At 65.0% G+C, this 19205-nt stretch carries 18 protein-coding genes, 2 tRNA genes and 1 pseudogene; 5 read left to right on the top strand and 16 right to left on the bottom strand.

Going from position 1 to position 19205, the window contains the following annotated elements:
* The 6 genes and pseudogenes from WAN02_RS31475 to clpX all read right to left on the bottom strand — a co-directional run.
* Positions 1–202: pseudogene (locus tag WAN02_RS31475) on the bottom strand (hypothetical protein); the annotation flags it as partial.
* Positions 203–1229: 1027 nt separating this feature from the next.
* Positions 1230–1835 carry a molybdenum cofactor guanylyltransferase gene (gene mobA, locus WAN02_RS31470; RefSeq protein WP_422269278.1) on the bottom strand — a complete coding sequence of 202 codons (606 nt, stop codon included), beginning with the start codon at positions 1833–1835 and terminating at the stop codon, positions 1230–1232.
* A 1-nt stretch (position 1836) separates the two neighbouring features.
* Positions 1837–2916 (bottom strand): 2-oxoacid:ferredoxin oxidoreductase subunit beta, encoded by a 1080-nt coding sequence (locus WAN02_RS31465; protein WP_422269277.1) that lies wholly within the window; start codon positions 2914–2916, stop codon positions 1837–1839.
* Complete coding sequence (locus WAN02_RS31460) at positions 2913–4898, bottom strand: 2-oxoacid:acceptor oxidoreductase subunit alpha (RefSeq protein WP_422269276.1); 1986 nt, start codon at positions 4896–4898, stop codon at positions 2913–2915. Before WAN02_RS31460 ends, WAN02_RS31465 begins: the two co-directional genes overlap by 4 nt.
* A gap of 284 nt (positions 4899–5182) precedes the next feature.
* The gene (locus tag WAN02_RS31455; RefSeq protein WP_422269275.1) at positions 5183–6454 is read right to left on the bottom strand and encodes an MFS transporter; all 1272 of its coding nucleotides are present in this window, start codon (positions 6452–6454) and stop codon (positions 5183–5185) included.
* Positions 6455–6473: 19 nt separating this feature from the next.
* Complete coding sequence (gene clpX, locus WAN02_RS31450; protein WP_422269274.1) at positions 6474–7757, bottom strand: ATP-dependent Clp protease ATP-binding subunit ClpX; 1284 nt, start codon at positions 7755–7757, stop codon at positions 6474–6476.
* Between clpX and WAN02_RS31445 the strand changes: the two genes are divergently transcribed.
* A complete protein-coding gene (locus WAN02_RS31445; protein ID WP_422269273.1) occupies positions 7756–8088 on the top strand; it encodes a hypothetical protein in 333 nt (110 codons plus the stop codon). The genes clpX and WAN02_RS31445 overlap by 2 nt on opposite strands.
* Before the next feature lie 16 nt (positions 8089–8104).
* Here WAN02_RS31445 and WAN02_RS31440 read toward each other — a convergent pair whose 3' ends face one another.
* From WAN02_RS31440 to WAN02_RS31425, 4 genes are all read right to left on the bottom strand, one after another.
* On the bottom strand, positions 8105–8740 hold the full coding sequence (locus WAN02_RS31440) for an ATP-dependent Clp protease proteolytic subunit (RefSeq protein WP_422269272.1): 636 nt from the start codon (positions 8738–8740) through the stop codon (positions 8105–8107).
* On the bottom strand, positions 8737–9342 hold the full coding sequence (locus WAN02_RS31435; protein ID WP_422269271.1) for an ATP-dependent Clp protease proteolytic subunit: 606 nt from the start codon (positions 9340–9342) through the stop codon (positions 8737–8739). The genes WAN02_RS31440 and WAN02_RS31435 overlap by 4 nt, the downstream gene beginning before the upstream one ends.
* Positions 9343–9437: 95 nt before the next feature.
* Positions 9438–10826 carry a trigger factor gene (tig, locus tag WAN02_RS31430; protein WP_422269270.1) on the bottom strand — a complete coding sequence of 463 codons (1389 nt, stop codon included), beginning with the start codon at positions 10824–10826 and terminating at the stop codon, positions 9438–9440.
* 65 nt (positions 10827–10891) lie between these two features.
* Positions 10892–10965, bottom strand: a tRNA-Pro gene (locus tag WAN02_RS31425).
* 125 nt (positions 10966–11090) lie between these two features.
* On the opposite strand from WAN02_RS31425, the gene WAN02_RS31420 reads away from it, so the two are divergent.
* Positions 11091–11161: transfer RNA gene (locus WAN02_RS31420), tRNA-Gly, on the top strand.
* Between the two features lie 141 nt (positions 11162–11302).
* The gene (locus WAN02_RS31415) at positions 11303–12466 is read left to right on the top strand and encodes a serine hydrolase domain-containing protein (protein ID WP_422269280.1); all 1164 of its coding nucleotides are present in this window, start codon (positions 11303–11305) and stop codon (positions 12464–12466) included.
* A gap of 66 nt (positions 12467–12532) precedes the next feature.
* Here WAN02_RS31415 and WAN02_RS31410 read toward each other — a convergent pair whose 3' ends face one another.
* On the bottom strand, positions 12533–12868 hold the full coding sequence (locus tag WAN02_RS31410) for a hypothetical protein (RefSeq protein ID WP_422269269.1): 336 nt from the start codon (positions 12866–12868) through the stop codon (positions 12533–12535).
* Between the two features lie 62 nt (positions 12869–12930).
* Positions 12931–13776 carry a hypothetical protein gene (locus WAN02_RS31405; protein WP_422269268.1) on the bottom strand — a complete coding sequence of 282 codons (846 nt, stop codon included), beginning with the start codon at positions 13774–13776 and terminating at the stop codon, positions 12931–12933.
* A gap of 20 nt (positions 13777–13796) precedes the next feature.
* Between WAN02_RS31405 and WAN02_RS31400 the strand changes: the two genes are divergently transcribed.
* Entirely contained in the window at positions 13797–13952 is a 156-nt protein-coding gene (locus tag WAN02_RS31400) for a hypothetical protein (RefSeq protein ID WP_422269267.1), read from the top strand.
* Between the two features lie 168 nt (positions 13953–14120).
* On the opposite strand, the gene WAN02_RS31395 is transcribed toward WAN02_RS31400, so the two are convergent.
* Genes WAN02_RS31395 through WAN02_RS31385 form a run of 3 tightly spaced genes read right to left on the bottom strand, consistent with a single transcriptional unit; the run spans position 14121 to position 16050 of the window.
* Entirely contained in the window at positions 14121–14921 is an 801-nt protein-coding gene (locus WAN02_RS31395) for an Fpg/Nei family DNA glycosylase (RefSeq protein WP_422269266.1), read from the bottom strand.
* A gap of 5 nt (positions 14922–14926) precedes the next feature.
* Positions 14927–15409, bottom strand: a complete 483-nt coding sequence (locus WAN02_RS31390; protein WP_422269265.1) for a ribose-5-phosphate isomerase — start codon at positions 15407–15409, stop codon at positions 14927–14929.
* 29 nt (positions 15410–15438) lie between these two features.
* Positions 15439–16050, bottom strand: coding sequence for a DsbA family protein (locus tag WAN02_RS31385; RefSeq protein WP_325685984.1), 612 nt, complete (start codon positions 16048–16050; stop codon positions 15439–15441).
* Positions 16051–16148: 98 nt separating this feature from the next.
* Between WAN02_RS31385 and pepN the strand changes: the two genes are divergently transcribed.
* Positions 16149–18731 carry an aminopeptidase N gene (gene pepN / locus WAN02_RS31380; protein WP_422269264.1) on the top strand — a complete coding sequence of 861 codons (2583 nt, stop codon included), beginning with the start codon at positions 16149–16151 and terminating at the stop codon, positions 18729–18731.
* Between the two features lie 13 nt (positions 18732–18744).
* On the opposite strand, the gene WAN02_RS31375 is transcribed toward pepN, so the two are convergent.
* Positions 18745–19173, bottom strand: coding sequence for a DUF5130 domain-containing protein (locus WAN02_RS31375; RefSeq protein WP_422269279.1), 429 nt, complete (start codon positions 19171–19173; stop codon positions 18745–18747).
* Positions 19174–19205: the final 32 nt, after the last annotated feature.

Genomic DNA, 19205 nt, shown 5'->3' with positions numbered 1-19205 from the left:
CGTCCGGAGCCGGGGGCGCGTCGTCTATCGGCGATGCATCCGGTGCCGACACGAAGCCGGCCGGGGCGAACGGCGTGGACGGCATGTTCGTGGTCACCCGCTCGAAATCGGCGGAGGCGATCGCGTTGGTCAGCGTCAGCGGGGCCGAAGCAAGCACCGCAGTGAGCGCAGCCATGCGAAGCGTCTGGCGGACGTTCTTCAAGATCGTTCCTTTCGCGGGTGCGCGCGCCGAAGTAAGCCCAGCGATATGGGCGGGTGCCGGTTTTTAGGCGGTTACATACTTCGAATCGCGCCGTCTCGTTCAGGCACGACAGCTGGGGCCGAAAGCCGCCAACTGGGCAGATGCCCAGCGGCTGCACGGGGGCGTCGTCGCCTTCCGTAGCCCCCGCTCACACGCGGGTCCGTCAATTCGATTTTTCTTGCCTTTTCAGGCCGAAATGGACGGTACGAGAACACATTGCATTCGTCATCTCGTGACACGCCGATGTCTCTGTCCGATAACGGCTCGATTACGGTCACCCAGTTAATGGACAACCCAGGTCAAACATAGATTTGTCGCCGGCGTCAGTTCTTCTGCGTTCTAATCCGATAGTGAGCCAAATCACGCAATTATTGTGACCTGCGCCACGCGCTTGGCCTGCATGAGACCCAATGAATGGGACAACCCGGGCCGCCCCGTCGTTCAACTATGAGTAATCAAGATCACAAGTTAGCCGGGCGTGTCGCAAGCGATTTCGGACTGCCAGGACGCTATTGCCAGCCGGATATTCCCTAAATCTGCTGTTGCACAATTGGTTTCGGCACAGACCGCCGGAGAAATGAGGCCTTTGGCTCGCCGCGGCCGGCATGCACCTGCAGAATGCCTGGATCTCTAATCTTACTGTACGGCAACGTATTTAGACCGAAGCGAGACACCGGACGCCTCCAAGTCATGGCAGTAGGTCGGCTTATCGAGCATCGACGTCCGCACGCTTGTAGTCGGGAGCGAGCCGGCCGCCGAGGCACCGCCGCGTGTCCGGAAAGTCAACGGCCACAATGCAATACGAGAACCGTTCATAAATCCACTACATAAATAGAGCAGCGTGCATATTATTTTCACCCGATCAAACTGAACAATGGTGAGCAAACAAAAATAAACAAACACAGACGCCGCAATCAAACATTAATTCGGTCGAACGATTTTTCTCAGGTTAAATTCGAAACAGCCGGAAAGGGCGTCTCGGCGTGAATCAGCGTCCGATGCCCAGCAGGCTACGCAGCCCGGTCGTCGGCTTGCCGTCGACAGACGGACGGGAATCAGATATCACGACCCGTTGAGAATCGACCCGATCGATCAACGCGGGGAGATTCCGCTCACCGGCCGCAACGAGATCGTCGATCTTCTCGGCCAATTCGGTTCGATAGACCGCGGCGAGATAGTGGTTGCTGCCGTCCCACGGCAACACGATGTCGGCGTCAACCTCGGCCGCTCGAGCCGCGACGGCGTCGATCACGTCAGCGGTGAGGACCGCTGCGTCAACGGCGCACACAAACGCCGACGTCGCGCCGGTCTCGGCGGCCGCATGCAGCCCACGGCTGATCGCGGACAGCAGCCCATGCCCACGCACGTCGTCGCGGACCACCTGCGCCGGAAGTTCCGGCAGCGACTGGCCCGGCGAGGACACTACGAAGACCGGTTGACACCGCTCGCCGACGACGCTGACCGCGTGCTCGACCATCGTCGTCGCGGGGGAACCAGGAACCCGCTTCATGGCCTTCTCGCGACCCTGCCAGGGCGATGCGCCGGCAGCCAACACCACGCCGGCTAGTGAAGCCGGCTTACCCGCAGCCACCATCTCAGTTCACGGTCCAGGTGTCGCGGCCGTGCAGCAAGGATTGCAACGCTGCACGGTCGGACGGGCTCGACTCGCGCGCGGCGCGGATCTGTGATCGCGCCGCATCGTCGTAGGTGGGCCTGCTGACCTGACGGAAGATGCCCATCACGGTGTGCTCCAGGTTTTGCTGGGACAGTCGTGAAAGAGCGTACGCGTAAGCGGAATCGGTCGCATGTGCGTCGTGCACCACGATCTCCTCGACGCGGACGTCGGCGGTCTTGGCCACTTCGAGCGCGAAGCCTGACCGCACCACGCAGTACTCGTCGTTGGCACCGAACACGATCGGCTCACCGTGATGAACGCTGATCAGCCGCTCCTCGGCGCCTTCTTTACGCAGCGCGTCGAACGAGCCATCGTTGAAGATCGGGCAGTCTTGCAGGATCTCGACCAGCGCGGACCCGCGATGCGCCGCGGCGGCGCGCAGCACCTCGGACAAACCCTTGCGGTCGGAATCCAACGCGCGGCCAACGAAACTCGCCTCGGCGCCCAGCGCCAGCGACACCGGGTTGAACGGCTGGTCCAGCGAACCCATCGGGGTCGACTTGGTGACCTTGCCGACCTCAGAGGTCGGCGAGTACTGGCCTTTGGTCAGGCCGTAGATCCGGTTGTTGAACAGCAGGATGGTCAGGTTGATGTTGCGGCGAAGCGCGTGGATCAGGTGATTACCACCGATCGACAACGCGTCCCCGTCACCGGTGACCACCCAGACCGAGAGGTCCTCGCGGGCCAGCGCCAGACCCGTAGCGATCGCCGGCGCGCGGCCGTGGATCGAGTGCATGCCGTACGTCTCCAAGTAGTACGGGAATCGACTCGAGCAACCGATGCCGCTGACGAAGACGATGTTCTCGCGACGTAATCCCAACTCGGGCAGAAAGTTTCGCATCGTGTTGAGGATGACGTAGTCGCCGCACCCGGGGCACCAGCGGACTTCCTGATCGCTGGTGAAGTCCTTGGCCTTCTGCGGTTGGTCGGTGGTAGGCACGCGGCTGTGCTTGGACAGGATGTCCGACAGCCCTAGGTCCGCGCCGATGAGATCAGTCATGCGTCAGCTCCCGCTCCAACCGTGGCGGCCGCGAGTCTTGCGACCATCGTCTTGTCTTGCTCGATTTCGGCCAGCGTGCCGCCCAGCGCGGCGCGGATGACCCGGCCCACCTCGTCGGCCAGGAACGCGACGCCCTGCACCTTCGTCACCGACTGCACGTCAACCAGATACTTGCCGCGCAGCAGCAGCGCCAGCTGACCAAGATTCATCTCCGGGCACACCACCTGCGGGTAGCGTCGCAGCACCTCGCCCAGGTTGGCCGGGAAGGGCCGCAGGTGACGCAGATGGGCGTGGGCGACCTTGATGTCGTTGCGCCGCGCCCGCCGGCAGGCTTCCCCGATCGGTCCATAGGAGCTGCCCCATCCGATCAGCAGCAGCTCGGCATCCCCGGTCGGGTCGTCGACTTCCAGGTCAGGAACCGAGATTCCGTCGATCTTGGCTTGCCGCAACCGCACCATCAGGTCGTGGTTGGCCGGGTCGTAGGAAATTGCGCCGGTGCCGTTGGCGGATTCCAACCCACCGATGCGGTGCTCGAGTCCGGGAGTGCCCGGGATGGCGAACCGGCGAGCCAGCGTTTCCGGGTCACGCGCATAGGGCATGAACGGCTCGTCGGGGTTGGCGAACGTGTGCTCGATGGGTTCCAGCGATTCGACATCCGGGATGCGCCACGGCTCGGAGCCGTTGGCGATTGCCCCGTCCGACAACAGAATTACCGGGGTGTGGTACGACACCGCGATGCGCACTGCCTCCAGGGCGGCGTCGAAGCAGTCCGACGGTGATCGCGGCGCCAGCACGGCCACCGGCGATTCGCCGTTGCGCCCGTAGAGCGACTGCAACAGGTCGGCCTGCTCGGTCTTGGTCGGGAGACCGGTGGACGGCCCGCCGCGTTGCACGTTGACGACGATCAGCGGCAGCTCGGTCATCACCGCGAGCCCCAGCGCTTCGGACTTCAACGACAGGCCGGGACCCGAGGTGCTGGTGACACCGATCGCACCGCCGTAGGAAGCGCCCAACGCGGCGCAGATACCGCTGATTTCGTCCTCGGCCTGAAACGTCAGGACGTTGAAGTTCTTGTGCTTGGACAGCTCGTGCAGGATGTCCGACGCGGGCGTGATCGGGTAGCTGCCCAGTACTACCTGAAGGTCGGAAAGTTGTCCGGCCGCGACGAGTCCGTAGGCCAATGCGGTATTGCCCGATATCTGGCGGTACTCGCCCGCCGGCAGTTTCGCCGGTGCGATCTGGTAGGTAGTCGCGAAAGCCTCGGTGGTCTCGCCGAAGTTCCATCCAGCTTTGAGGGCAAGGACATTGGCCTCGGCCACATCGGGTTTGCGGCCGAACTTCTCCCTGATGAATTGCTCGCTGGTTTCGATCGGTCGCCCGTACATCCATGACAACAAGCCCAGCGCGAACATGTTCTTGGCGCGTTGCCCGTCCTTCTTCGACGCGCCGATGACTTCGACAGCGCCCAGCGTCAGCGTGGTCATCGGGACCGCCTCGACCTTGTAGTCAGACAACTCCCCCGTTTCCAGCGGGTTGTCCTCGTAACCGACCTTGGCCAGATTGCGTTTGGTGAACTCGTCGGAATTGGCGATCACCAATCCACCGATGGGAAGGTCGATGATGTTGGCCTTCAACGCTGCCGGGTTCATCGCCACCAGCACGTCGGGCCGGTCGCCGGCGGTCAAAATGTCGTAGTCGGCGATTTGGATCTGAAACGACGAGACGCCGGGCAGCGTGCCCTGCGGTGCGCGAATCTCGGCCGGATAGCTCGGCTGAGTGGCCAGGTCGTTACCGAAAAGCGCTGCCTCGGAAGTAAACCGGTCTCCGGTGAGCTGCATGCCGTCGCCGGAGTCTCCGGCGAAACGGATGACGACTTTTTCCAGCTTTTGCCGTCCGGGCAGGTTGGCATCGGGCCGATGCGAATCCGAATCAGATTCTGACCTGGCTCCGTTTTCGCTCGGACCCACGTCGCCGCCTTCCATAGCTGTTCACCGCACCGGCATGTGGTCGAAACCGGTGTGAATCACCCGAGTGCAGCCTCGGCCGATTTTTATGTCACTGGCAGTACCGATTATTGCACTTTTCTTAGGGATTCATGGACACCGGTCTATACCTTCACGCTACCGCTTAGTCGCCAAAACGCGAGGTCAAACACGCGTCTTCGATCCGCGAGAAGGCGAAATGTGGCGTTCGTCACCTTTTGCCCGCCCGCAAAGTCTAAGAACGATAGTTACGCTCGAGTAACATTTGCTGCGACCACCTACCCTCACGTCTCCCCCGTTCGGGGGAGGCCGCTGGCCTGGGTTAACCCGCCGTTGGCGGCCGCGTGGGGCCCGGTCTCGGGCATGGCCGTGGCGTACAGCGCCAGGCCCGCCGCGGCGACAATTCCGAGCGATATGAAGGCCGCGTCGTAGCCGGCGGCGACCACGATCCAGCCCGCGATGATGTTCGACAGCGCCGCACCGACGCCCCACATCGTGGTGAGCGCGCCCAGGCTGACGTTGAAGCGGCCGGTCCCGTGCGTCAGGTCCTGCACGACGAGCGGGAACAGCGCGCCGAAGATCCCGGCTCCGACGCCGTCGAGAACCTGGACGCCGACCAGCCAGTAGGGGCTGTCGGACAAGGTGTAGAGGAAGCCGCGTGCCGTCAGGAAGGCGAATGCGACCAGAAAGATCGGCTTTCGTCCCCAGCTGTCCGCCTTGGCGCCGGCCAGATACGCCACCGGCACCATCACGGCCTGGGCGGCCACCACGCACGTCGCCATCAACGCGGTGCCGACGTCCTTGTTCTGCAGTGCGAGGACTTGTCCGACCAGGGGCAACATCGCGGCGTTGGCGAGATGAAAGGCGACCATCGCCGCGGCGAAAATCAGCAATCTGCGGTCGCGGAACAGCGCAGCAATCCCGGACGGCGACGGGTGAGCACCACCGGGTAGGTGGTCCATGCCGCGAGCGACGTCATGGTCGATCGCGTCGCCCGGGATCCGCACCGCCGCCAGAACGCTGAGGGCTGCCATGACTGCCAGTACCCAGAACACCACCGCCGGGCCGAAGCAGTACGCCAGCCCGCCGGTGATGGCACCGGCGGTCGCGTTGCCGGCGTGGTTGAACGACTCGTTGCGCCCGATCCGCTGGGAGAAGCCTCGCGTGCCGACGAGACCCAGCGTGATCGCGGCCAGAGCCGGAGCGAACACCGAGCCGGCGACCCCGGTCAGCGCTTGCAGCAACGAAATCGAGAAGAAGCGCGGAAACAACGGCATGGCCAACGTTCCGGCGGTCACCGTCAGCGCACCGGCCACGATCAGAGCTCGCTTTGCCGTGGTGCGGTCCACCGCGGCGCCGACCGGCGTCTGCGCCGCGATCGCCGCGAGGCCACCGATGCCCATCACGAGCCCGATCGAGGCTTGATCCCAGTGATGCGTCAGCAGCAGGTAAATCGACAGGTAGGGACCAAGGCCGTCGCGCACATCGGCCAGAAAGAAGTTCAGTAGATCCAGCGCGTGAGAGGTGCGACCCGGTATCGCGTCAGCAGCGCTCAACGGTTACCGGGACGGGTTACTAGGCGCTCTTGTCGCGGCGCTCGGCGCGTGTCGCCTTGCGCGGAACGATCGTCGGCAGCACGTTGTCCTGGACGGTCTCCTTGGTCACCACGACCTTGGCGACGTCGTCGCGGCTGGGAATGTCGTACATCACCGGCAGCAGGACTTCTTCCATGATCGCGCGCAGGCCACGGGCCCCGGTGCCGCGGTGGATCGCCTGGTCGGCGATCGCCTCCAAGGCGTCCTGGGTGAACTCGAGCTCGACGTTGTCCATCTCGAAGAGCCGGGTGTACTGCTTCACCAGGGCGTTCTTCGGCTCGGACAAGATCGTGACCAGCGACTCCATGTCCAGGTTCGTCACCGAGGCGACCACCGGCAACCGACCGATGAACTCCGGGATCAGGCCGTACTTGATCAGGTCTTCGGGCATGACCTCGGCGAAGTGGTCGGTGGTGTCGATCTCGGCCTTGGAGCGCACCTCGGCCCCGAAGCCAAGACCGCGCTTGCCCACGCGGTCGGAGACGATCTTCTCCAGACCCGCGAACGCACCCGCCACGATGAACAACACGTTGGTGGTGTCGATCTGGATGAACTCCTGGTGCGGGTGCTTACGACCGCCTTGCGGCGGCACCGACGCCTGCGTGCCCTCCAGGATCTTCAGCAGGGCCTGCTGCACGCCTTCCCCGGACACGTCGCGGGTGATCGAGGGGTTCTCGCTCTTGCGGGCGATCTTGTCGACCTCGTCGATGTAGATGATGCCGGTCTCGGCGCGCTTGACGTCGTAGTCGGCGGCCTGGATCAGCTTGAGCAGAATGTTCTCCACGTCTTCACCGACGTAGCCGGCCTCTGTCAGCGCCGTTGCATCGGCGATCGCGAACGGGACGTTGAGCATCTTGGCCAGGGTTTGGGCCAGGTAGGTCTTTCCGCAACCGGTGGGGCCCAGCATCAAGATATTGGACTTGGTCAACTCGACCAGCTCGCTGGAGCGGGAGTCGCGACCCTTCTCACCGGCCTGGATTCGCTTGTAGTGGTTGTAGACCGCGACCGCGAGGGTCCGCTTGGCGGTGTCCTGACCGATGACATAGCCCTCCAGGAATTCCCGGATCTCGGCGGGCTTGGGCAGTTCGTCGAGCTTTACCTCGTCGGCGTCGGCGAGTTCCTCTTCGATGATCTCGTTGCACAGATCAATGCACTCATCGCAGATGTACACGCCTGGCCCCGCAATGAGCTTCTTGACCTGCTTCTGACTCTTCCCGCAGAACGAGCACTTCAGCAGGTCGCCGCCGTCTCCGATGCGCGCCATGGTGCTGGTGGCCTACTTCCTGTTCACCGTTTTGATTGTGCTGTATCGCGTGTATTTCCCGACGCTACCCGCTTGCTCCACGGCGATGCGACCGATAGAGGTGAATCGCGTCGGTGATATTCGTGTTGTGCGCCTGAAAACATATCGTCTTGAAGTCCCCTACACGCGCGTGAACGCGCCGCCGTGTCTTTGGCGTGTCGCGGCCGTTATGCGACTGAGAGGCAGACGAACCCGTCGGCCATACATCAGGCCGGCGAGATACGCCGGGGCCGAGGATACCGTGTTGATCGCCGACGGTGGCGCGGCCGAATTGGCGGCCACCCTGAACTAGCCGCGCGGGCCGCCAGTTAGGCCGTCGACGCCGAGAGCTTCCGGTACTCCAGCACGGTGTCGATGATCCCGTAGTCCTTCGCTTCGGCGGCGGTCAGGATCTTGTCCCGGTCGGTGTCCTTGCGGACGACCGCGGCGTCCTTGTTGGTGTGGCGCGCCAGCGTCGTCTCCATCAGCGTGCGCATCCGCTCGATCTCGGCGGCCTGAATCTCCAAGTCGGAGAACTGGCCCTGGATCACGCCGGACAGCGACGGCTGGTGAATCAGTATCCGGGCGTTGGGCAGCGCCATCCGCTTGCCCGGGGTACCCGCGGCCAGCAGCACTGCCGCGGCCGAGGCGGCCTGACCCAGGCACACCGTCTGGATGTCGGCCCGCACGTACTGCATGGTGTCGTAGATCGCCATCAACGACGTGAAACTGCCGCCGGGCGAGTTGATGTACATAGTGATGTCGCGGTCGGGGTCCAGCGACTCCAGCACCAGCAACTGAGCCATGACGTCGTTGGCCGACGCGTCGTCGACCTGGACGCCCAAGAAGATGATGCGTTCCTCGAACAGCTTGTTGTAGGGGTTCGACTCTTTGACACCCCAGCTGGAGTGCTCGACGAACGACGGAAGGATGTAGCGCGCCTGCGGCGCGAGCTCGGGGTTCATTCGGCTTCTCCGTTGATGTGTTCGGCGCGGGTGATGATGTGGTCGACGAATCCGTATTCCAGAGCCTCAGGGGCGGTGAACCACCGGTCGCGGTCGGAATCGGCCTCGATGCGCTCGATCGACTGGCCGGTGAATTCGGCGTTGAGCCGGAACATCTCTTTCTTGATGACGGTGAATTGCTCTGCCTGGATGGCGATGTCGGCCGCACTACCGGTCACCCCGCCCAGCGGCTGATGCATCAGGATGCGAGCGTGCGGCAGCGCGTAGCGCTTGCCCTTGGTGCCCGCGGCCAATAGGAACTCGCCCATCGAAGCGGCCATGCCCATTGCATAGGTGGCGATGTCGCACGGGGCCAGCACCATCGTGTCGTAGATCGCCATGCCCGCGCTGATCGAGCCGCCGGGCGAATTGATGTACAGGTGGATGTCTTTGTTCGCGTCTTCGGCGGCGAGCAGCAGGATCTGCGCGCACAGCCGGTTGGCGATGTCGTCATCGACCTGCGACCCCAGGAAGATGATGCGCTCGGAGAGCAATCGCTCATAGACCGAGTCGGTGAGGTTCAGACCCATCGCGCTGGCGCGCATTTCAGTCCCACGGCTCACAGTGGGTTACCTGCTTTCTCGAGTTCCGTATTCACCGACACTAACCAACCGGGGCCGTCGAGCACTCCCCGAAGCCCGTGCGTTCGCTTACAGCGTCACTTCGCGTCGTCTGCGGCGTCCGCATCTTCATCGTCGGACTCTTCGACGTCGCCGTCCTCCGGGGCGCGCTTGCCGAAGAACTCGGTGGTGTCGATGACGTTGCCGTCACTGTCTTTGACGGTGGCCGCCTCGACCGCTGCAGCGATAGTCAGCCCACGACGCACATCGGCGAACATCGCGGGCAGCTGGTTTTGCTGCTGCAGGTAGCCAAGTAGTTCCTGCGGCTGGATGCCGTACTGCCGCGAGGTCACCACCAGACGTTCGGTGAGGTCTGCCTGGCTCACCTGGATCTCGAGGTCGTCGCCCAGCGCGTCGAGCAGCAGCTGCGTCTTGATGGCCTTCTCGGCCTCCGCGCGGGCGTCGGTGTCGAATTTCTCGCGCGACGACCCCTGCTTTTCGAGCGCTTCGGCGAGCTTGGCTTCGTCGTGGTCGAGCCCGTGCAGCGCGTTGTGCACCGTGCTGTCCACCTGGGCCTGCACGATCGCTTCGGGCAACGGCATATCGACCTGCTCGATCAAGGCCTCCAACGCGGCGACGCGAATCTCCTCGGCCTGCTGGACGCGCTTGGTCCGGCTGACCTGATCGGAGAGATTGGCGCGCAACTCGTCAATCGTGTCGAATTCGCTTGCCAGTTGGGCGAATTCGTCATCAGGTTCGGGCAGCTCACGCTCTTTGACCGCGACGACGGTGACGGTGACCTCGGCCTCCTGGCCGGCGTGCGGGCCGGCGGCCATCTCGGTGGTGAACGTCCCGGACTCACCGGCCTTCAGGCCGATGATCGCGTCGTCGAGACCGTCGACGAGTTGGCCGGAGCCGACCTCGTGAGACAGGCCCTTCGTGTTCGCCTCGGGCACGTCCTCGCCGTCGATGTCGGCCGACAGGTCGATCGAGACAAAGTCGCCAGAGGCGGCGGGGCGCTCGACTCCGGTCAGGGTGCCGAACCGGGTACGCAGTGACTGCAATTCGGCGTCGACTTCATCATCGCCGACCTTGATCGGGTCGACGGTGATCGTCAGCGCGCTCAGGTCGGGCAGGGTGAAATCGGGGCGGACGTCGACCTCGGCGGTGAAGACCAGCTCCTCGCCATACTCCTTCTTGGTGACCGCGATGTCGGGCTGACCAAGCGGCCGCACGTCGACCTCGGTCACGGCCTGGCCGTAGCGGCTGGGCAACGCCTCGTTGACGACCTGGTCCAGGATCGCCTCCTTGCCGACACGAGCCTCCAGCAACTTGGCGGGGGCCTTGCCCGGACGGAAACCCGGGAGCCGGACCTGCTTGGCCAGCTCTTTGTAAGCCCGGTCGAAATCGGGCTTCAGTTCCCCGAACGGCACCTCTACGTTGATCCGAACCCGGGTTGGGCTCAGCTGCTCGACGGTGCTCTTCACAGGTGTGCTCCTTGGTTGTGCTGTGGTCTTGTCATGCTTCAAGCCGGTTGGGTGTGGCGTGCCAGTCGGGGTGACAGGATTTGAACCTGCGGCCTTCCGCTCCCAAAGCGGATGCGCTACCAAGCTGCGCTACACCCCGCGGTGACCTCGAAATCCTACGGCCAAGCCACACCGTCCCTGCAGTGGCCTCAACACCAGGTCACGGGATGACAACATTTGGATTTGATGTCTGCCGCGCCGTAAAGTCGCGCTCGACTAATACATGCGGGCGTAGCTCAATGGTAGAGCCCTAGTCTTCCAAACTAGCTACGCGGGTTCGATTCCCGTCGCCCGCTCGATACCGGCGCCGGCAACCGAGGCGGACTAGGCTGACAACGCTTAATGCGCCTACGGCGGCCAGGTGGCCGGCGAGGCCGACCACGGCAAGCTGAGGAGGCTGACCGATTCAGCATCCAGGTGCCACAGCCGACGTCGCCATCCATGGCTCATGCGCGACCCGCTTCGACGGCGTACGCAGGGCTTTCACGCAGAACTTCTTGCAGGGCAAGGAAATTGGCGCGGCGGTCGCCGCCTGGGTAGACGGCGAGCTGGTCGTCAACCTGTGGGCCGGAACGGCCGATGAGGCCGGCACCAAGCCGTGGCAGGTGGACACGCTATCCACGGTGCTCTCCGGTACCAAGGGCCTCACCAGCACCTGCGTCCACCAACTCGTCGAGCGCGGTGACCTCGACCTGGATGCACCGGTGGCCCGCTACTGGCCGGAGTTCGCCCAAGCCGGCAAGGCGGACATCACCCTCGGCTTGGTGATGAGCCACCGATCCGGGGTGATCGGGCCGCGTCAGCGCATGGACTGGACGCAGGTCACCGACTGGGATCTGGTGTGCGAACGGCTAGCCGCCGCCGAACCGTGGTGGGAGCCGGGAACCGCGCAGGGCTATCACATGACCACCTTCGGGTTCATCCTCGGCGAGGTGTTCCGCCGGGTCACCGGTAACACTGTCGGCCAATACCTGCGCACCGAAATCGCCGAACCGCTGGGGGCCGAGATCCACATCGGCTTGGCGCGCACCGAACAACACCGTTGCGCCGATCGCGTCGCGAAGCCGCACATCCGCAAGATGCTGGCCGACGTCAACGCCCCCGGCTATCCCACCTCGCTGGCCGAACACCCAAAGGCCGGACTGGCCGTGTCGATGGGATTCGCGCCCGACGACGAGGTCGGCTCGAACGATCTGGATCTGTGGCGCGAGCTCGAGTTCCCGGGAACCAACGGGCAGGTGTCGGCGCTGGGGTTGGCGACGTTCTACAACGCGTTGGCGCAAGAGAAGCTGCTCAGCCGCAAGCATATGGACCTGATCCGGGTCTCACAGGGCGGCCTGGAGACCGACCTGGTTCTCGGCCCGCGCGTCGCCGACCATGGCTGGGGCCTGGGCTACATGCTCAACCAGCGGTGCGTCAACGGACCTAACCCGTCGATCTTCGGCCACGGCGGCCTCGGCGGCTCGTTCGGTTTCGTCGACCTGGAGAACCGGATCGGCTACGCCTACGTGATGAACCATTTCGACCCGACCAAGGCCAACGCCGACCCTCGCAGCGTCGTCATGAGCAACGAGATCTACGCGGTGCTCGGGGTCAAGTAACGCTGACGACAAAACCGCACCTGCCTGGCCACGAATGGCATCGGCAGGTGCGGTTCAGATATCGATTTACCTGTGTCCTTCAGGGCCGTGCGGGCCTCCGCCGTTGTTCCAATTGGGTCCCCCGTGGTTGTCCCACCCAGGTCCGCCGCGATCCCAACCGGGCCCGCCGTGGTTGTCCCACCCAGGTCCGCCGCGATCCCAACCGGGGCCACCAGCACGGAAGTTGTCGTGGCAACCGCGGTTATCCCAGTTGTCGCCCCACCCCGGATCCCAGAATTCACCCGGGCACCATTGCGGGAGCGGGCCGGGCTGGGCCTGAGCGTCCGAGGAACCAGCTAAACCGGCCAGACCCAATCCAGCGGCGATAGCGGTTCCTGCGGCGAAACGTGCGAATTTCTTCATCACCATGGACTACCCGGGCAATTCGTTGCGAAACACATAAGAACGCAAGCGTTCTCTTTTTGTTACCTGCCGATCGGTGGTAATCGCTGGTGAGGCGGCTCAGCGTTAGGAGTCGCCACCGCCGGAATCGCCTCCGCTCGACGAGTCGCCGCCGCCCGAATCGCCTCCTGAATCGCCACCGCCCGAGTCGCCTCCGGACATGCCGCCGCCGCCCGAATCGTCGGATCCCATCGACGATCCACCACTGTCCGAGGGTCCACCGGTGTCCGACGGTCCACCGGCGTCAGGTGCAGGAGCGCCGGCATCGGGAGCCGACGAGCCGCTGTCCGGTGCAGGCGCGTTGGCATCCGGACCGGACGGGCCGGCATCCGGACCGGACGGGCCCGGCCCATTGTCGGATCCGTGGCCTCCCGGGTCCCCGGCTCCACCCGGGCCACCGGGTTCGGTACCACCAGGCGCTCCGGGTCCACCCGGACCGCCGGGTTCGGTGCCCGCAGGCGGCCCACCGGGTCCACCGGGATCATGGCCACCGGGACCACCGGGACCGCCGGGTTCGGTGCCCGCAGGCGGCCCACCGGGTCCACCGGGATCATGGCCACCGGGGCCACCGGGATCATGCCCACCAGGTCCTCCGGGTCCACCCGGTCCTCCAGGATCATGCCCGCCCGGACCACCGGGGCCTCCCGGCTCGCCAGGTCCGCCGGGGCCATGGCCGCCGTGCCCACCGTGGTCGCCGCCACCCGGTTCGTGTCCCCCGGGTCCACCCGGCCCACCGGGGTTACCGGGCCCTCCGGGGTTACCGGGCCCTCCGGGGTTGCCGGGTCCACCGGGCCCACCGGGGTTACCGGGTCCACCAGGGTTACCGGGTCCGCCCGGGTTGCCGGGCCCGCCGGGTCCACCCGGGCCACCGGGTCCGCCGGGGGGCCGAATGACCGGCGGTGGCCGGTTGATGATGGTCGGTCCGTTGGTGATGTTGTTCGGGGGCACTATCACGTTGCCGTGGCAGCTGTTCCAGTCCCAGTTGGTCCCCCATGACGGGTTCCAGAAGTCACCCGGGCACCAGTTCAGTCCCGGTAGCGCGTGAGCCTCGGCGCTGCCGCCCAGACCCGCCAATCCCAATGCTGCGGCGATCGCTGCCGACGCGATCGCACTGCTTGCGAATTTGTTCATGGGCCAATAGCTACGCCCGAAGGCTATGCGCTGGCCCAGCGGGTCCTATTGACCAGATGAGAAGCCGGCAGTGGTCGGTCGTTCACGTCTGGCAGGTTGGGCACCAGAAGACGTTACGCCCTTCCAATTCGGCTGTGCGGATTGCGGTTCCGCATACTCGGCACGGCTCGCCGGCGCGACGGTAGACGTATGTGCGTGGCCGACCCGGGCCGTATGACGGTGCTCCGTGGTCATGCTCAGGCCGCACCGTGATGATTTTGCCGCGACGCAACCCGACTTTCATCAGGTCCACGAGATCGGTCCAGGCCGCGGAGAATTCCGCTTCACCGACCGCCCGACCGGACCGATACGGGTCGATGCCATGACGGAACAGCAGCTCGGCGCGATAGACGTTGCCAACGCCGGCGATGATCGTCTGGTCCATCAACAACGCGCCGATTGGCCTGCGCGACTTGCTAATCCGCGCCCACGGCCACGCCGGATCGGCATCGCGGCGTAGCGGATCGGGGCCGAGTCGGGCGACCACATCGGCGACCTGCGCTTCGTCGATGACTTCGCACACTGTCGGCCCGCGAAGGTCGGTGCCGTAGTCGGCGCCGATCATTCGCATCCGCACCGCCCCGACCGGGTCGGGCATCGCTTCATCGGCCGATCGTGGCCACTCGGTGAACGTGCCGTACAACCCAAGGTGCACATGCACCGTCGTCCCGCCGACGTAGTGATGGAACAGATGCTTTCCCCAGGCGGTGGCCTGTCGCAGTTCTTGCCCGTCGACGGCTGCCGCCGCAAACCTGCCTTGCGGACTGGACACCCTCACCGGAGCACCCGCGTAGCGCCGCTGATGAAGCCGGGCCAGTCGATGCAGGGTGTGCCCTTCGGGCACGCCGCCTACCCGCTGTTGGCGCCGGGGACCGGCGGCGCCTGGTGAGTGCGCTCGTATTCGTCGAGAATGTCGATACGCCGTTGGTGGCGTTCGGCTTTCGACCACGGCGTAGTCAGGAACGCGTCGACGAACGTCAGCGCCTCGGGCACGGTGTGCATCCGCCCGCCGATGCCGATCAACTGAGCGTTGTTGTGCTGGCGAGCCAGCGACGCGGTCTCCACACTCCACGCCAGCGCACAGCGCGCACCCGGAACCTTGTTGGCCGCGATCTGCTCACCGTTGCCCGATCCCCCGATCACGATGCCCAGGCTGTCCGGATCGGCCACCGTCTTCAAGGCTGCCGCGATACAGAACGCCGGATAGTCGTCCTCGGCGTCATAGGTGAAGGCGCCGCAGTCGATCGGCTCGTGGCCGGTCTCTTTCAGGTGGGCGATGATCGCCTGCTTGAGTTCATAGCCGGCGTGATCAGAGCCGAGGTAGACGCGCATGACCGAGATCCTCGCACCGCCGACCGGATTTAGTCGAACTCGGGAGCCTCCGTGCGGCTCCGCTTCAGCTCCCAGAAGTGCGGGTAAGCCGCGAACGTCACCGACGCGTCCCACAACTTGCCGGCCTCTTCGCCGCGCGGAATCTTCGACAACACCGGGCCGAAGAACGCGGTCCCGTTGATGTGAATGGTGGGCGTGCCGACGTCGTCGCCGACCGCGTCCATCCCGGCGTGGTGGCTCTTGCGCAGCGCCTCGTCGTAGGCCTCGCTGGTAGCGGCGTCGGCCAGCTCAGCGGGCAGATCCAGCTCTTTCAGCGACTGCTTGATGACGTCGTCGAGGTCCTTGTTGCCCTCGTTGTGAATACGGGTGCCCATCGCCTTGTACAGCGGCGCCAAGATCTCGGAGCCGTGGGCCTGCTCGGCGGCAATCGCCACTCGGACCGGGCCGAAAGCCTTGGACAGCCGCTCCTTGTACTCCGCAGGCAGGTTCTCGCGGTTCTCGTTGAGCACCGCCAGGCTCATCACCTGAAAATTCACCTCGATGTCGCGGACCTTTTCCACTTCCAGGATCCAGCGGGACGTGATCCACGCCCACGGGCACAGCGGGTCGAACCAGAAATCGGCAACTGACTTCTCGGACATGTGAAATCCTCTCGTCAACGGTCGGCAAGCCGTCCAGCACAACCCTAGCCTCGACGGTCCAATTCCCGCCGCGAGTCGTCGCCGCCTAAGTTGGACATGTGGCACTCCCCAACCTCACCCGTGACCAGGCCGTCGAGCGCGCCGCGCTGGTCAACATCGACAGTTACCGAATCGACTTGGACCTCACCGACGGCGACGGCAAAGCAGGCGAGCGCACTTTCCGCTCCGTCACGACCGTGGCGTTCGACGCCCTGGCCGGCGCCGATACCGTCATCGACATCGCCGCCGGCACCGTCCGCAATGCGGCCCTCAACGGCCGCGAACTCGACGTGTCCGGCTACGACGAGTCGACCGGTATCGCGCTCAGCGGCCTGGCCGAACACAACGTGGTCGTGGTCGACGCCGACTGCCGCTACTCGAACACCGGCGAGGGCCTGCACCGATTCGTCGACCCGGTCGATGGCGAGGTGTATCTGTACTCGCAGTTCGAAACCGCCGACGCCAAGCGGATGTTCGCGTGCTTCGACCAGCCCGACCTCAAAGCCACGTTCGACGTGAAAGTGACCGCGCCGCAGCACTGGCAGGTCATCTCCAACGGCGCCACGGTGAGCGCCGACGGCGGTGTGCACACCTTCGCGACCACCCCGCGGATGAGCACCTACCTGGTAGCACTGATCGCGGGCCCGTATGCGCGCTGGGATGATGTCTACCGCGACGAGAACGGCGAGATCGCGTTGGGCATCTTCTGCCGCGCCACGCTGGCGGAATTCATGGACGCCGAGCGGCTGTTCACTCAGACCAAGCAGGGTTTTGGCTTCTACCACAAGAACTTTGGTGTGCCGTACGCGTTCGGCAAGTATGACCAGTTGTTCGTGCCCGAGTTCAACGCGGGGGCGATGGAGAACGCCGGCGCGGTGACATTCCTAGAGGACTATGTCTTTCGCAGCAAGGTCACCCGGGCATCGTATGAGCGGCGCGCCGAGACGGTACTGCACGAGATGGCGCACATGTGGTTCGGCGACCTGGTCACCATGCGGTGGTGGGATGACTTGTGGCTCAACGAGTCTTTCGCCACTTTTGCCTCGGTGCTGTGCCAGAGCGAAGCCACCGAATTCACCGAGGCGTGGACCACCTTCGCCAATTCCGAGAAGTCATGGGCCTACCGGCAAGACCAGTTGCCCTCGACGCATCCGGTCGCCGCTGACATTCCCGACCTGGCCGCCGTCGAAGTGAACTTCGACGGCATCACCTACGCCAAGGGCGCCAGTGTGCTCAAGCAACTGGTGGCCTACGTCGGCCTGGAACACTTCCTGTCCGGGCTGCGGGACTACTTTCGCGCCCACGCTTTCGACAACGCCACCTTCGACGACCTGCTGGCAGCGCTGGAGAAGGCCTCGGGTCGCGATCTGTCCGACTGGGGGCGGCAATGGTTGAAGACGACCGGGCTCAACACACTTCGCGCGGATTTCGACGCCGACGCCGACGGCCGCTTCACCAGGTTCGCGGTAACGCAAAGTGGCGCCGCGCCCGGCGCGGGCGAAACGCGGGTCCATCGCCTGGCTATCGGCGTCTATGACGACGACGGCAGCGGCAAGCTGGTGCGGACACATCGCGAAGAACTCGACATCAGCGGCGCAAGCACAGAAGTGCCTGCGCTGGTTGGCGTTTCGCACGGCAAGCTGGTTCTGGTCAACGACGATGATCTGACCTACTGCTCGCTGCGGCTGGATCCGGAGTCGTTGCAGACGGCGCTGGATCGCATCGCCGACATCGCCGAACCACTGCCCCGAACATTGGTCTGGTCGGCCGCCTGGGAGATGACTCGCGACGCCGAGCTTCGGGCCCGCGACTTCGTGTCGCTGGTCTCTGGCGGCATTCAGGCCGAAACCGAGGTCGGGGTTGCGCAGCGGCTGCTGCTGCAGGCCCAGACCGCGCTGGGTTCTTACGCCAACCCGGAGTGGGCGCAGTCGGAAGGCTGGCCGGCTTTCGCCGACCGGCTCCTCGAGCTGGCCCGCGCCGCGGCGGGGGGATCGGATCATCAGCTGGCGTTCGTCAACGCGCTGTGCACATCAATGTTGTCGACCCGGCACGTAGTGGTGCTGGCCGATCTCCTCGATCACGACCCCGCCGAGTTGGGTCTGGCCGGGCTGTCGATCGACACCGACCTGCGTTGGCGGATCGTGACGGCGCTGGCTGCCGGCGGCGAGATCGACGCCGACGGCCCGGCAACGCCGTTCATCGACGCCGAGGTCCAGCGCGACCCGACCGCGGCAGGCAAGCGTTTCGGCGCGCAGGCCTCGGCGGCGCGACCGCAGGCCGCGGTCAAGGAATCGGCGTGGACGACGGTCACCGAAGACGATGCACTGGCCAACATCACCGCGCGATCGATGATCGCCGGTTTCGTCCAACCCGGCCAGGCTGAGCTGCTCAAGCCGTTCGGTGCGCGCTACTTCGCCGCGATCCGCGGCATATGGGAACGCCGGTCCAGTGAGGTGGCGCAGACGGTCGTGGTCGGCCTATACCCCTCGTGGGACATCAGCGACGACGGCATCGCCGCCGCCGACGCGTTTCTCGCCGACCCAGAGCTGCCCGCAGCACTGCGCCGCCTGGTACTCGAGGGCCGCGCCGGAATCGAGCGGTCGCTGCGCGCGCGTCAGTTCGACGGCGGAGCAGTGACCTGAGCGGGCGGTCGCCCTAGGCCGGCGAGATGCCGGCGCTGGTCACCCGGACGGCGCTGATCAGACCGCCGATCAGGTGGCCGTAATTGAAAGACGCGGCCGCGGCAGCGACGCCGAGCGGCGCAGCCGATTCGGCTCCGCGGCCACGGACACCCGAGCCGTACACCACCTCGATCGCGTGCTGATCCGGTGAGACGGCGATCAGCACCGCGTCGTTGGGAGTCGGCACGTTGGCGAGGATTTCGCGCGCCCGCGCTCCGGTGTCGCTGCCCAGGTCGCCGATGTAGACGGCGAACCGCGCGCCGGCGGCCCGCGACCCGTAGGTCAGTGCGTCGTCGAGGGTGACCAGATCGTTGATGGGGAACGGGTAGTGCACCGAGACTTCACCAGGTTCGGTGACGCCCGAGATCCGTCCACTGGTCGTGATCGCCGAGCCGTGGGGCAGCTCGGCGTGCTTGAGGGTCGCGACCTCACCAC

The organism is Mycobacterium sp., assembly GCF_049281135.1.
GTDB lineage: Bacteria > Actinomycetota > Actinomycetes > Mycobacteriales > Mycobacteriaceae > Mycobacterium.
This window is presented reverse-complemented; position numbering and strand designations above follow the sequence as displayed.

Coding starts and splice junctions, on each gene's coding strand:
- mobA (WP_422269278.1), bottom strand. CDS start 1,835: ATGGTGGCTGCGGGTAAGCCGGCTTCACTAGCCGGCGTGGTGTTGGCT.
- WAN02_RS31410 (WP_422269269.1), bottom strand. CDS start 12,868: ATGAAGAAATTCGCACGTTTCGCCGCAGGAACCGCTATCGCCGCTGGA.
- WAN02_RS31440 (WP_422269272.1), bottom strand. CDS start 8,740: ATGAACCCCGAGCTCGCGCCGCAGGCGCGCTACATCCTTCCGTCGTTC.
- WAN02_RS31385 (WP_325685984.1), bottom strand. CDS start 16,050: ATGTCCGAGAAGTCAGTTGCCGATTTCTGGTTCGACCCGCTGTGCCCG.
- WAN02_RS31445 (WP_422269273.1), top strand. CDS start 7,756: ATGGTGCTGGTGGCCTACTTCCTGTTCACCGTTTTGATTGTGCTGTAT.
- WAN02_RS31465 (WP_422269277.1), bottom strand. CDS start 2,916: ATGACTGATCTCATCGGCGCGGACCTAGGGCTGTCGGACATCCTGTCC.
- WAN02_RS31460 (WP_422269276.1), bottom strand. CDS start 4,898: ATGGAAGGCGGCGACGTGGGTCCGAGCGAAAACGGAGCCAGGTCAGAA.
- WAN02_RS31400 (WP_422269267.1), top strand. CDS start 13,797: ATGACCGGCGGTGGCCGGTTGATGATGGTCGGTCCGTTGGTGATGTTG.
- clpX (WP_422269274.1), bottom strand. CDS start 7,757: ATGGCGCGCATCGGAGACGGCGGCGACCTGCTGAAGTGCTCGTTCTGC.
- WAN02_RS31390 (WP_422269265.1), bottom strand. CDS start 15,409: ATGCGCGTCTACCTCGGCTCTGATCACGCCGGCTATGAACTCAAGCAG.